The following is a 13,429-nucleotide window of genomic DNA, read 5'->3' on the forward strand; positions in this document are numbered from 1 at the left end:
TTTGGTTTTTTGTCGCTTTGCTCCTTTTTTGGTTTTTCGTTTTTCGTTTGTTCGTTATTCGTTTATTCGAAACAAAACTTTTACATTTATAATTTTACATTTAGCATTTATAATTTCTTTTTCACTTTTCACTTTTCACTTTTCACTTTTCACTTTTCACTTTTCACTTTTCACTTTTCACTTTTCACTTTTCACTTTTCACTTTTCACTTTTCACTTTTCACTTCTCATTATTCGTTATTCGTTTATTCGTTTATTCGTTTATTCGTTTATTCGAAACAAAACTTTTACATTTATAATTTTACATTTAGCATTTATAATTTCTTTTCACTTCACTTGCAATTCCAGCGGTTTATTAAAATTTGGTGTGTACGTTTCTAACAATGCTTTGAGTGCTTTTTCATTTGGTTGTAATTCGGTTTCTTTGGATGCAGGAAATTCGTCTGCCATTTTAAAGTATGGCGTAATTGTTCCATCTAAGAAGCGTTCTGCAATTACAGGATGTACATAATATTTTCGACACACACTTCGCGTGTTGTTTAATGCTTCTGCGGCAGCGTCAATTCCTTTTAAAATTTGTTTTTCTTTAGTTTTTAAATCATCACTATATGGAACATTTGAAAGCGTATCAAAGAAAATTAGAGAAGCTGCCCAAGTTCTGAAGTCTTTTGCAGAAAATATATCGCCACACAAGTTATGAATGTATTCATTGATCATTCCGCTGTCAATGGATTGCTTATTATTATCACTGTCATAATATTGAAAGAGTTCCCAACCTGGAATTTCTTCACATTTATTAATTAAACGTGTAAGCTTTTTATTTTTGATGGTAATTTTATTCTCTTTTCCTTTCTTACCAATGTATTGTAACGTGAATTTATCTTTAAAAACATCTAAATGTCGCGTTCTTAAAGTCGATAAACCATACGTGTTATTCTTTTTGGTGTAGTACGCATTCCCAACTCGAATGTGCGATTCTTCTAAAAGTTTTATTACAATTGCCAATACTTTAGTTCGTGTCCATTGTTTTTGTTCAATATCTATATTGACACGTGTTCGTAGTTTTGGTAATGCGTCAGCAAAGACGACCATTTTGAAGAATTTAGTCTGATTTCTAATTTTTTGCCATTTCGGATGATACCGATATTGTTTCCGGTTTTTGTCATCTCTGCCGGTAGCTTGTAAATGTGCATTCTCCAGACTTGCGATTTTTACTTTTTTCCAAGCCGGCGGAATTACTAAGTTTTCCAAGCGTTTTAGATCGACTTTATCAGTAATCCGTTTTTTGCGCAAGAGATATATGAAGTCTTTGCGCTTCTTTTTTCTTTTAATGTCTAAAATTTCAGGTGTTGTATAAGTTAAATTGTATACATCTATGATTTCTTCTGGTTGCGTTCGCAATGCTTTTATAAATTCCTTGTTTAACGTATGCTTTCCCATGTCTTATTTTGAGTTGAATTCTACTAAATCGTTTAATTATGAACTAAAATTAGAGAAAAAAGCACTAAAAATGACATATTATTTTTTTTGAGTTAAGATTACTTTTTTTTCCGTTAATCAAAATATCGTATTCAAAATATCTTTGTTATCAACAAATCGATAGTTGATTTGAATAATAAATAACAATAAATAATTTCTAACTTAAAATCAATAATATGAAAAAATTACTATTAACTGCCGTTACATTATCACTCGTATTTGCTACTAGTTGCGATGTAAAGCAGACGCAAGAAACTGTATTACCAGATGTAGATGTAACTGTTGAAGAAGGACAACTTCCATCATTTGATGTAGAATGGGCTGATATTGATGTCGGAATGAAAACAACAACTGTTACAGTTCCTAAAGTTGTTGTAGTCATGGAAGAAGTTGAAGTTGAAGTTCCATATATCGATGTAGATATGCCTGACGAATTTGGCGAAAAAGAAGAACGTACTATTTTAGTTGAAGCTGAAGTTGATGGTGTAGAACACAACATCAAAATTAAAAAAATATACGCTAGTAAGAATAACTTAATCGTTGTTTCTGAACTTGTAAAAGGTAGTACAACATTAGGAGACAAAAAGTTACGTGTTTCCGATCAAATTACTTTAAATGCTCCAGACTTAAATGTAAAGCATTACATCGTTGGAGAGCGTCCAAACAGATTGTATAATGGTGCATACAAGTATTATTCAAGTATGAGTGCGTTAAAATCCAAAGTAGACGGTTACAAAGAAATTTACTCTAAATAATTCTGAGTTTTTTCAAAAGTAATACATAAAAAATTATATAGATGATAATTTCGGTTGCCCCCGAAATTATCATCACCAAAAAAATTAAAAATACTGCTATGAACATTTTTGAAGCCATTAGAAAAGACCATGATATTCAACGCAAATTGCTAGATGCATTAGTAGATACTTCTGGCGACAGCGCTAAAAGAAAGCAAGTATTTGAAGCCTTAAAGCACGAATTACTAATTCATGAAGATGGTGAAGAACGTCATTTTTACAAACCATTGATTAGTGATGATATGATGCAAAAACATGCACGACATGGAATTGCGGAACATCATGAAATTGATGAACTCGTAGAAAAGTTGGAAGTCACCGAACGTGATTCGTCAGCATGGCTGAAATACGCGAAAGATTTGAAGCATAAAGTTGAACATCACTTGGAAGACGAAGAACATACTTTTTTTCAGTTAGCTGGAAAGGTATTGACTGAAACACAAAAGACAGATTTGGCAACCAAGTATGTGGAATATATTGAAGAATGTCGTAGCGGCAAACATTAAATTATTTGTTTAACAATTAAAAAAAAATACTATGTACAATTACACAGATGAACTAGGAAATAAGTTAAATAGCTTATTAGAAAAAAATTACGATGCAGAAAAAGGATATAAAAAGGCTGCAGAAAACGCAAAATCAGATGGTTTGACACGTTTTTTTGAGCGTAAATCAGCAGAGCGTTATAACTTTGGACATGAGATTAAGCAAGAATTATCAAACTTGAATCAAGAGCCAGACAAAGGTGGAAGCGTTGCAGGAGCTGCACACAGAACTTGGATGGATGTTAAATCTTGGTTTTCTTCAGATAATGATGAAGCAATGTTAGAAGCTGCTATTACAGGAGAAAAAGCCGCTTTGGAAGAGTACAACGAAGTGTTAAGTAATAAAACGGAACCACATATTCCTGCGCAAATGATGGGCGTTTTAGGAAAGCAACGAATGGTTATCCAATCTGAATTGGAAACTATTAAAAGATTAGAAGACATTATAGATTAATTTTTCCCCATATATTTATGTATGCAAAAAATGCCTCAGTGATAAACTGAGGCATTTTTTTATTGTTTTTTTTTAGATGAATGTTGTTTAGTAATCTTTTGTCAAATTTGATACTTTAATAAATTTCTACCACAAACATAAAATTATCATTTACTCTGTTTCGCATGTTTGGCATTGGTTTGTCTAATATGATTTTTGGTAATACTTTACGAATAAGAAATGTTTGTCCACAGATTGAAGGTTTTTGCGCATCAAAACTTATTCCGTCTGTATTGGCTTTTGCTAGTTGTTGTGGAAAGAAATAAATTCGTTGTCCATTTCTAGGTCTTTCACCAATTACTGAAATTTGATCTGAATATCTGACAACAACTCTTGCTATTCTGCCACCTTTCGTTGGTTTGAAAGCATTGATGTTTGTGTTTTTCGGCAATCCGTTTCCTGTAGTTACACTTGGCGTATTATTTCCTGCTTTTACTTCGATTGGCTTTCACGTAATTCTTTCACTGAGCGCGCCAGCTTGAATCAATGGCACTTTATCTTGGTCTTTTATAATTCCTATAAATAATAAGGAAGCGTTGTTTTGTATTAATATGCGTCCGCCTTGAAGTCGAATTACTTTCCAAAGTGCGCCGCCGCCAGGCGTATCTGTTTGTTTTATTTTTGAACCTCTTTTGGTTGCACCGTAGCTAGCCAAATACATGTTAGAATCTCTGTTTAGCAATTGATACAATCCGTTTGCTTTTGGAATGAATTTCCAGTGTCCGCCAGTAAACACAGATTTTTTGACTATCATAACTGCGCCCGTTTTCTTGTCTCCGTTATTTGCTATGTTCGCTTTGCTTTTTCCGTTTTCGAGTTTATACCAAGTGTTTGCTTTTATGGTTGTTTGTGCTTGTATTGAGAATGTAAAACAGATAAAGAGTCCGAAAAGAAAGATGATTTTTTTTATGAAGTATTTTTTTGGTTGGTTGTGTTTTCTAAAGATTAATAATACGATTTTTTTTACGTGTCCGAAATTTATGTGTTTTAAACATTAGTATATCAGATGAATAGCTTTTTTTATTTGCTTTTAAATAGCTCAGAGACTGTTTCCAAAAAAAAAGCTTCTCATTTCCGTAAAGCCTAACTTAGTAACGAAACAAGACTCACTTCGACTTGAATTAAAAAATGAAACATTCTCCCTTAAGTACTATATTCCCTTTTTATATTGATAAAGACTCTATAAAAACTTCAAGGGAAATGTGCTCTAGACTAAAGTTTGTATTTACGCAAAAGTGCCAATTTCCTTATCATTTATTAGTCTGAAAATCTTATTGTAAGTTTTCAATTACTCGCAAGAAAAGAATTTTAGATTAACCATCACAATTTTATACTTTTTTGGTTATATAATTTTTTTCTTTGATAAAAAAAGCACTATACTTGTCATTCTAAAGCAAAGTTCTTCCCCTTGAACAATGCAAATATCTCCCCCCATTATTTTCGTATTTTTTTTTAATAAAACCTTATGTGACAAAGGGAAGCGGAGCTCTGCTCAGTTGTTAAAATACGCTCAAAATTCCAACATTTTATATTCAAAAAACCACATCTTTATAAAAATTTACATAAACTGAATCAGTGTGAAAGATCGTTATGCATTAGTTACAGGCGGATCAAGCGGTATTGGAAGAGCTGCTTGTATTAAATTAGCCGAGTTAAAGTTAAATATTATTATTAACTATAATACCAATCACGAAGGTGCGTTGGAAACAAAAAAAGCTGTTGAAGATACAGGAGTGAAAGCTGTTTTGTTACCATTTGATGTTTCGGATAGTACTATTGTAACAGACGTACTTGGAAAGTGGATCGCAGATAATCAAGATTCATTTATTGAGGTATTAGTTAACAATGCAGGAATGCGCAAAGATAAATTGATCATTTTTACAAGTGACCAAGAATGGCATGATGTAGTTGCTGCCAATTTGCATTCTATCTTTTATGTTACCAAACAAGTTTTAAAACAAATGATTCTAAACCGAAAAGGAAATATTATAAATATTTCTTCCCTTTCAGGTGTAAAAGGTTGGAGCGGACAAGTACATTATAGTGCTTCAAAAGCAGGAATTATAGGAGCTAGCAGATCGTTAGCTCGTGAGGTAGGCAAAAAGAATATTAGAGTGAATGTAATTACTCCTGGGTTTATTGACACACGTATGATCTCTAATTTGGAAGAAGAAAAATTTAAACCAGGAATAGCATTAAATAGGTTTGGTACTCCTGAAGAAGTTGGTGATCTTATTGCATTTTTGGCTTCAGAGAAATCTTCATTTATAACCGGACAAACTATTTCAATTGATGGAGGTGATTATCATCCTCTATCTGGCTAAAATTAATACATGTTTAAAAAAATTGCGTTCCTATTTTTCTGTCTTTATGGATTTGCGCTCAATGCCCAAGTTGTAATTTCAGGAAAAGTAACCTATATAGATCGTACTCCATTATCTAAAGTAATTATTTTTATAGATGGAACTCTTTACGAAACAGAATCTGACGAAAAAGGAGATTACACATTAGAGATAGATCAGGTATCCAATACCGATTTATTGATTATCGCTCATAAAAAAGGATATGAAGATGTATTTAAAAATATTATTATACGTGATGGAATAAAAGAAATCAAATTTGATATTGTTTTATTTAATAAGGTAAATAGCTTGAGCGAAGTTATTATTAAAGGAAATAGAAATATTACGAAAATAAGTCCTATCGCTTCTGAAACTATAAAGGAATTAGATGTTTTGATAAATACTTCCGATGTAAATATTATTTCTGCTTTAGATAATGTTTCCGGAGCACAACAGATTGGAGAAACGGGCGAACTTGCCGTTAGAGGTGGCGCAGGAGCAGAAACAAAATACTTTTTTGATGGCATGATTTTAAGAAATCAACTAGGCGTTTCCGTCCAAGGGCAAAGTAGCAGTTTTAGGTTTTCGCCTTCATTTTTTAAAGATTTAGAATTTAATGCAAGTGGTTATTCTGCTGAATATGGACAAGCTTTATCATCTATATTAATAATGAAATCAAAAGACAGACCAACAGCAAATACGCTTGGAATATTGGTATCTCCTTTTTTTGTAGATGTAGAAACTAGTTGGCTGATTAATAAAAAAGAATCTTTAGAAGTAAAAGTAAATTATTTGAATTTCGGAATTTATGCACAAATTCAAGAACCCACATTATCGCATTTAGAATTAGACAATGGACCTAGAAGTTTGGATGCAAATCTTTTTTACAAATACAAGATTAATGAAAACAGCTATTTTAAACTTTTTTCATATGCTTCCACAAGCAAAATAGCATCTTCATCCGAAAGTATTGAAAATAAGGGTATTAAAGAAGATTCTGATATTAAAAATATCAATTCATATAATTTAGCAACCTTAAATTATGAGTTAAGTTCAAAAACTAAATTAAATTTCGGAATGGCTTTTGCTCATAATGATGATATGATACGGACAGATATTCGTCAAAATTCAATCACAACTAGTGGAGTTCCGCTTCAAATACGAAGCAATGATTTTCACTTGAAAGGAAATATAAAAACAACAGCAACAAAAGCGTTATCAATAAATGTAGGCTCAGAATTTTTTCATCAAGAAACATTATTCAAATCTGGAGATGACGAAACCATTGTTACTGATAACTTAGTAGCTGCTCATGCAGAAGGAACACTCAGGCTCGTAAGAAATTTATTTACATCTATTGGTTTTAGAGCAGAACATTCTTCTTTAACAGAGAAAAAAAATCTAGCACCAAGATTCAATGTAACTTACAAAAATGATAAGAAGTGGAATATTAGTCTTTCTTATGGAGATTTTTTCCAACAAACTTCACCTTTTAATTTATTGGAAGCACCAAGCATAGAATTTTTAAAAGCTTCTAATTGGGTTTTTTCAATTGAAAAGAAATATGAAGATCATACATTTAAAATTGAAGCATTTGATAAGAATTATAAACGATTAGTAAGAAGCCAATCAAATATACTTGATGCTTCTGGTAATGGATTTGCCAGAGGATTTGATATTTCGGGAAGAGGTCGAAATGTTTTTAATAAAATTAATTATAGTTTTAATTATTCTTACTTAGACACCAAACGTTTATATAGAGATTTTCCTATTGAAGCCAACGTACCTTTTGCTTCAGAACATACAGCTTCTGTTGCTTTGAACACTTCTTTTTTTGGAGGAAATATCATTACAGGATTAACATATAAATATGCTTCAGGAAGATCTTATTTTAATCCAAATAGAAGCAATTCTGAGTTTAACTTAGATAAAACAATAGCATATCAGACGCTGAATGCAAATATTATATATTCAACCAAAATTAAAGAAACACCTGTGCTTTTCATTACAACGATTACAAATGCTTTAGGAAAGACACAAACTTTTGGTTATGAATATTCAACAACCGATTTTTCCAACAGACGCGCTATTCAACCAATATACAATAGATTCATATTTGTAGGTTGTTATATTACCCTGGGACTTGACAAATCGGATGAGTTTATAGACAATTTATTAAACAATTAATTCATACGTTATGAAGAATTTAATTTTTATACTCACGCTTACGATATTTGCTGCTGGATTTTCAGAAGTAACTGCGCAAGAAGCAACACAATTCGAAAAACTTTTAGAAAAAAATGTCCTTCTTTTAGATAGCATAAAAGACAAAGACACCTGCGAAGATGTACTTTTTCGGTTTGAAAGATTGCGTAAAGTTTCACCTGATGAATGGTTGCCTTCGTACTACTCAGCGTATTGTAAATTAATTTTAACACGCTGGAGAATTGATAAAGAAGATTTAACAAATGAAGCGATCAGTCAATTGGAAGAAACAATTAAAACAGCTAATAATTCTGAAGTAATGACGCTTTTGGCAAGAGCATACATGACAAAAATTGAGCTCCAAAAAAGTAGTGGCCCAAGATATACTGGAAAAGTAAAAACCTTGTTAAAAGATGCTGTCGAAAAAGACCCAAACAATCCGAGAGCCTTTTTAATGTACGGTAAGTTTTACTACTATTTTCCAGGATTTGTAGGTGGCGATAAAGAAAAAGGCATTAAACTGTTTGAAAAAGCAGCACCAATATTTGAATCAGAAAAAGTAAAGAATGATGAAAAGTATACTTATTTACCGCATTGGGGCAAAAATTTAAACGAATGGTATCTAAAAACTTTTAAAAAATAAGTCTTTATGATTCTTATCCTTGGCACAAGTAGTTACGAACAAGGAACGAATCCTGTTTTAGATTGGTTGATTTATTTAAAAGCAGATTTCATTAAACTCACAATAGAAGATGTTTTTATAAATTTTGAAGACATCAATGTTGACATTAATAATCAGCAACTTTCTTATAATAATATTTCTTTAAACGAATCTGTAAATGTAGTTTGGTATCGTCATTTTATGAAACCGCAGCAATTTGTTTCAAGTGAAGATTCTAAATTTTATAGTAAGTTAAACAAAGAACTACATTCCGAAGTAAAATTTTTTACTCAGTTTATGTATGAATGTTTGAAAGATAAAAAATGGGTGTCATCTTACCCAAGTATTTATTTGAATAAGCTCACTGTATTAAACCATGCTGAAAAATATGGAATCCGAGTTCCCTCAAGCAAGATTTTAAACACTAAAAAACATGCAGCACAATTTTTAGAAGAATGCACTTCAGAAAGTTTAATCGTAAAACAATTTTCAGATCATAGTAGAGGATATTATGTAGATAATGACACTTCGTATTTTTCATTTGCCAAAGCTTTGAAAAATGACGATATAGCAACATTAGCTACTTCCTTTTTCCCAACTTTATTCCAAGAAAAAATAGATACCGATTATGAAATACGTGTTTTTTATATAGATGGACAATTTTATGCTTCCGCAATTCTTTGTGATGCCGGATATAATACAGACGACAGAAAAAAAATAATGTCGCAATCAAATATACACCATGTTGCATACGAACTTCCAGAAATTCTAAAACAACAACTCACTAGATTAATGAATACGATTGATTTAGCTATGGGCGCCATTGATTTGATAAAAAGTAAAAGCGGAAAGTATTATTTTTTAGAAGTAAACCCGATAGGACAATATTTGTACGAGTCAGAAAAATGCAATTTACATATTGCAAAAAATATTGCTGAATACCTTATAAAACAAGATAAAAAAGAAGTAACCTTAACGCCAGTTTAAAAGTATTTATGGTTGATGCAAAGCTAAAATCTAAACTTCCTTTAACGTATCATTATATGGTTACGGAAAAAGTGGAAGAAGTATCAGAACTAAATTTTACAAAGAAATTTAGCGAAAGTAAAAAGCATCAATCTGCAAAATACCTTCAAACAAACCATTACAAACCTATAAGCCTATTTTTCGTTCGCGATTAACCACCAAATGAAAACCATTTCAGCAACCAAACACATAGAAGTTTGCTTTAGCGATGTAGATTCTCTACAAATTGTCTGGCATGGAAAATATGTAAAGTATTTTGAAGATGCCAGAGAGTATTTTGGAAAGAAATACAATTTTGGATACATGACATTTTATGAACATAAATGCATGCTTCCATTGGTAGATTTAGAAGTGTCTTATAAAAAAATGGTTGCATACGATGAAATTTTAAGAGTAGAAATTACGTATGTGCCTACCGAAAGTGCGAAAGTAATTTTCACGTATGAAATATTCAACCAATCAGATGAACTCGTTTGTACAGGAAAAACGGTACAAGTAATGACGAGTGTTGATAAAAAACTAATGCTTACAAATCCCGATTTTGTAAAAGATTGGAAACAAAAATGGTTAGAAGCTAACTAAAGAAATGCACCAAGAATCACACGTTTTATATACTGATTTAATAAGTCCACTAGGGTTTTCTATGGAAGAAAATTTTAAGGCTTTGTGCCAAGGTGCTTCAGGTTTAAAACCAAATACGCATCCTTTATTTAAAAGGAAAACCTATACTTCGGTTATAGATGCAACGCTTGTTGATGATTCTTTTTCAGTATTAGGAGCTGTTGATCAATACACAAAACTAGAAAAGTTAAGCATTCTATTAATTGATAAAATGCTAAAAGAAACAAATATTGATCCTAGAAATCCGAAAACATTACTTATATACTCAACCACAAAAGGAAATATTGATTTAGCAGAAACTAAAAATGATAAAATTCCATCAAAGCGAGTTTTATTATCAGAATTTAAAAATGTTTTAAAAGCTTTTTTTGAATTTGCAAATGATCCAATTTTAATATCAAACGCCTGTATTTCTGGCTCACAAGCTATCATTTATGCCGATAGTTTATTGAAAACGAAGCTTTACGATCATGTTATTATAGTTGGCGGAGATGTGGTAAGTAATTTTACATTATCAGGATTTTATGCATTGAATGCTTTGAGTGAAGAGTTATGCAAACCGTTTGATGTAAACAGAAAAGGGATTAATATTGGAGAATGTTGTACAACTATTGTATTGACTTCCAAAAAAGAATCAAACACAGCAAAATTAGTTGCCGGATCGTCTACTGTTGATGCACATCATATTGTAGCTCCATCAAGAGAAGGTCGTGGTTTAACAAATGCGATTCAAAATTGCATACAGCAATATCCTGATGCAGCGATTGATTTTATTTCAACACACGGAACTGCCACAAAATATAATGATGAAATGGAAGCACTTTCCATCAACAATACGAATTTAGAAAAAACACCTATTTATAGTCTTAAAGGATATTACGGACATACACTTGGAGCTGCTGGAATCTTAGAAAGTGTAATTTCTTTAAACGCACTAAAAGAACAACTATTAATTCCATCTTTAGGATATACAACTTTAGGAGTTCCTTATGAAGCAAATGTAATTACAACGTTAGAAAAAAAACCTATCAGCGGCTTTTTAAAAACTGCATCAGGATTTGGAGGCGTAAATGCAGCACTAATATTTCAACAAGCATAATATGAGTTTTTGTGAAATATCCAATCATACAATTACCCAAAACGGAAATACTATTTTTAATGCGGAATCATCCTTAAAACTCAATGATTTTTTATTTAAAGCATATAAAGAATTAAACATAAAATATCCGAAATTTCATAAAATGGATAGTGTGAGTAAGCTCGGTATTTTAACAGCTTCTCTTTTATTTAGGCAAGAAGAAATAACGCATGAACCTTTAAGCACAGGAATTATTATTTCTAGTCATTCAGGTTGTTATGTAACTGATGAAAATTATATAAAAGCCATACAAGAAGATCCAAAAACCTCATATCCTGCATTATTCACGTATACATTACCCAGTATTGTAATGGGAGAAATATGCATTAAAGAAAACATTCAAGGAGAAAATTTATACCTAGTATCCAATTCTTTTGATCGCCCTTTTTTACAACAAATGGCAGCAATTATGATCCAACAAAAAGGAATGAAAAAATGCTTAATTGGTTGGATAGAAATCACAGATAATACAAATTACAATAGTTACTTAGAATTAATTTCAGCATAAAACATACCACAAAAAACTAAAATCATGGAAAACCTAATTGAAGAACTCAAATTAAAAATTATTGATCGATTAAACTTATTAGAAATAGATCCAAAAGACATTGGTCCAGATGATCCATTATTTAATGACGGACTTGGATTAGATTCTATTGATGCGCTAGAACTTGTTGTAATTTTTGAAAAAGATTATGGCATTACTGTGACAGAAATAGAGTCGATGGCTCCACATTTTAGATCATTGACAACCTTAGCTGAGTTTGTAAAAGAAAACAGAACAAACTAATTGTTCTTCATGTCAACAATTAAAAAATTAATCATTAATTAAATTATAATTACTTATGATACACTATGATTTAATTAAAGAAATTACGCTTTTCAAAGTTGAGGAAGATTATTACACCGCAAATTATAACGGTAAAATTTATTCCATTGGAAAACTTTTACATGATGCGCTAATTTCTATACAAAAAGAACACAGTATAGAAGATACTGCCAAAACAATTAGTAAAGTTCATGAACTCAGTATAGAAAAAGAAACTCTAGAAACTCACATCAATGAATTTGTAACAAAAATAAGCGACAGCACAAAAAACCAAAGTACCTTATATAATTACATTTACTTTAAGGTGAAACTCTTTGGAAGTAAATCCATTGATTTTGTTAGTTCTTTCATGTCAATATTGTTTCATAAATATCTATTACTAATACTAGCTCCAATTGCTATATATTTTACTGCAGGACTTTTTGGATTGTTATATGCGGACGGAATTATAAATACACAATCATCACTAAAAGAAACATTCAGCGGACTATTTTTAATGTACGGCGGAATTGCCACATTAGGACTTGTACATGAATTTGGTCATTCGTCTGCTGCATCTTATTACAAGCAACCATCTGATATTATAGGTTTTGGAATTTACATCGTTTTCCCAGTATTTTATAGTGATGTATCTAAAATATGGAACCTCAACAAATGGAAACGTATTGTTGTAAATTTAGGAGGTATTTATTTTCAATTGTTAATGAATATTCTCTTTTATTTCTTATATTTATACATTGAATCTATTGATTATAAAATCATCTTAAAGTTTTTCATTTTCGCTAACTTTATTTTGTTGGTTTATGCCTTAAATCCATTTCTTAGAAACGATGGTTATTGGGTTTACAGTGATTTCTTTGGTATTAAAAACCTTACTCAAAGAGCTACGCTGTTTCCAAAAGAATTTTTTCGTACGATGAAAACGGAAATAACTTTTAAGGAAAAACTAAGATTCACTTACAAAAACTTCCCTCTATTATTTTACTCCTTTTTTTTCTACATCATTATGATTGTTTTAATTCTAGGACTCGTTTATCTAACCTATTTAAATGTAATCAATATTAAAGATTTCATCTTATCTTGGCAAGAGATTGATTGGAATACAGCACTTGTATACCGAGAAATATTCGGATTAATTTTCGGGTTATTTATCAATCTTTACTTCTTAAGTATGATTTTAAAACGATTGGTTTTCAAAAAGTTAAATAGTTTTTAAACATACACTTTACACTTATAATTTTTTTATATAAACGGCATTATTTACATTTTGTAAATAGTTTCAGTATTGAAAACCACT

At 31.0% G+C, this 13,429-nt stretch carries 15 protein-coding genes; 12 read left to right on the top strand and 3 right to left on the bottom strand.

Annotated elements, in window-relative coordinates:
* Nucleotides 1–326: 326 nt before the first annotated feature.
* Nucleotides 327–1,439 carry a DNA topoisomerase IB gene (locus IMCC3317_RS10955; protein ID WP_160129546.1) on the bottom strand — a complete coding sequence of 371 codons (1,113 nt, stop codon included), beginning with the start codon at nucleotides 1,437–1,439 and terminating at the stop codon, nucleotides 327–329.
* 215 nt (nucleotides 1,440–1,654) lie between these two features.
* Here IMCC3317_RS10955 and IMCC3317_RS10960 point away from each other — a divergent pair, with 215 nt between their 5' ends.
* The 3 genes from IMCC3317_RS10960 (at nucleotide 1,655) to IMCC3317_RS10970 (ending at nucleotide 3,271) form a co-directional block, all read left to right on the top strand.
* Nucleotides 1,655–2,233, top strand: a complete 579-nt coding sequence (locus IMCC3317_RS10960) for a hypothetical protein (RefSeq protein WP_160129547.1) — start codon at nucleotides 1,655–1,657, stop codon at nucleotides 2,231–2,233.
* Nucleotides 2,234–2,331: 98 nt separating this feature from the next.
* Nucleotides 2,332–2,778, top strand: a complete 447-nt coding sequence (locus IMCC3317_RS10965; RefSeq protein ID WP_160129548.1) for a hemerythrin domain-containing protein — start codon at nucleotides 2,332–2,334, stop codon at nucleotides 2,776–2,778.
* Between the two features lie 31 nt (nucleotides 2,779–2,809).
* On the top strand, nucleotides 2,810–3,271 hold the full coding sequence (locus tag IMCC3317_RS10970; protein ID WP_160129549.1) for a ferritin-like domain-containing protein: 462 nt from the start codon (nucleotides 2,810–2,812) through the stop codon (nucleotides 3,269–3,271).
* 115 nt (nucleotides 3,272–3,386) lie between these two features.
* Here IMCC3317_RS10970 and IMCC3317_RS10975 read toward each other — a convergent pair whose 3' ends face one another.
* Together IMCC3317_RS10975 and IMCC3317_RS10980 are read right to left on the bottom strand one after the other, a co-directional pair.
* Nucleotides 3,387–3,701, bottom strand: coding sequence for a hypothetical protein (locus IMCC3317_RS10975; protein WP_160129550.1), 315 nt, complete (start codon nucleotides 3,699–3,701; stop codon nucleotides 3,387–3,389).
* Nucleotides 3,702–3,758: 57 nt separating this feature from the next.
* Entirely contained in the window at nucleotides 3,759–4,064 is a 306-nt protein-coding gene (locus IMCC3317_RS10980; RefSeq protein WP_160129551.1) for an RICIN domain-containing protein, read from the bottom strand.
* Between the two features lie 823 nt (nucleotides 4,065–4,887).
* Between IMCC3317_RS10980 and IMCC3317_RS10985 the strand changes: the two genes are divergently transcribed.
* The 9 genes from IMCC3317_RS10985 (at nucleotide 4,888) to IMCC3317_RS11025 (ending at nucleotide 13,348) form a co-directional block, all read left to right on the top strand.
* Nucleotides 4,888–5,634 carry an SDR family oxidoreductase gene (locus IMCC3317_RS10985; protein WP_228055040.1) on the top strand — a complete coding sequence of 249 codons (747 nt, stop codon included), beginning with the start codon at nucleotides 4,888–4,890 and terminating at the stop codon, nucleotides 5,632–5,634.
* 9 nt (nucleotides 5,635–5,643) lie between these two features.
* Nucleotides 5,644–7,839 carry a TonB-dependent receptor plug domain-containing protein gene (locus IMCC3317_RS10990; RefSeq protein ID WP_160129552.1) on the top strand — a complete coding sequence of 732 codons (2,196 nt, stop codon included), beginning with the start codon at nucleotides 5,644–5,646 and terminating at the stop codon, nucleotides 7,837–7,839.
* A 10-nt stretch (nucleotides 7,840–7,849) separates the two neighbouring features.
* A complete protein-coding gene (locus tag IMCC3317_RS10995) occupies nucleotides 7,850–8,500 on the top strand; it encodes a tetratricopeptide repeat protein (protein ID WP_160129553.1) in 651 nt (216 codons plus the stop codon).
* 6 nt (nucleotides 8,501–8,506) lie between these two features.
* Nucleotides 8,507–9,505 (top strand): ATP-grasp domain-containing protein, encoded by a 999-nt coding sequence (locus IMCC3317_RS11000; RefSeq protein WP_160129554.1) that lies wholly within the window; start codon nucleotides 8,507–8,509, stop codon nucleotides 9,503–9,505.
* A gap of 201 nt (nucleotides 9,506–9,706) precedes the next feature.
* On the top strand, nucleotides 9,707–10,126 hold the full coding sequence (locus IMCC3317_RS11005) for an acyl-CoA thioesterase (protein WP_160129555.1): 420 nt from the start codon (nucleotides 9,707–9,709) through the stop codon (nucleotides 10,124–10,126).
* A gap of 4 nt (nucleotides 10,127–10,130) precedes the next feature.
* Nucleotides 10,131–11,264, top strand: a complete 1,134-nt coding sequence (locus IMCC3317_RS11010; protein ID WP_160129556.1) for a beta-ketoacyl synthase N-terminal-like domain-containing protein — start codon at nucleotides 10,131–10,133, stop codon at nucleotides 11,262–11,264.
* A 1-nt stretch (nucleotide 11,265) separates the two neighbouring features.
* The gene (locus IMCC3317_RS11015; protein WP_160129557.1) at nucleotides 11,266–11,811 is read left to right on the top strand and encodes a hypothetical protein; all 546 of its coding nucleotides are present in this window, start codon (nucleotides 11,266–11,268) and stop codon (nucleotides 11,809–11,811) included.
* Between the two features lie 24 nt (nucleotides 11,812–11,835).
* On the top strand, nucleotides 11,836–12,093 hold the full coding sequence (locus tag IMCC3317_RS11020; RefSeq protein WP_160129558.1) for a phosphopantetheine-binding protein: 258 nt from the start codon (nucleotides 11,836–11,838) through the stop codon (nucleotides 12,091–12,093).
* A 55-nt stretch (nucleotides 12,094–12,148) separates the two neighbouring features.
* Nucleotides 12,149–13,348, top strand: a complete 1,200-nt coding sequence (locus IMCC3317_RS11025) for a hypothetical protein (RefSeq protein WP_160129559.1) — start codon at nucleotides 12,149–12,151, stop codon at nucleotides 13,346–13,348.
* Nucleotides 13,349–13,429: the final 81 nt, after the last annotated feature.

This window comes from Kordia antarctica (genome assembly GCF_009901525.1).
GTDB classification, from domain to species: domain Bacteria; phylum Bacteroidota; class Bacteroidia; order Flavobacteriales; family Flavobacteriaceae; genus Kordia; species Kordia antarctica.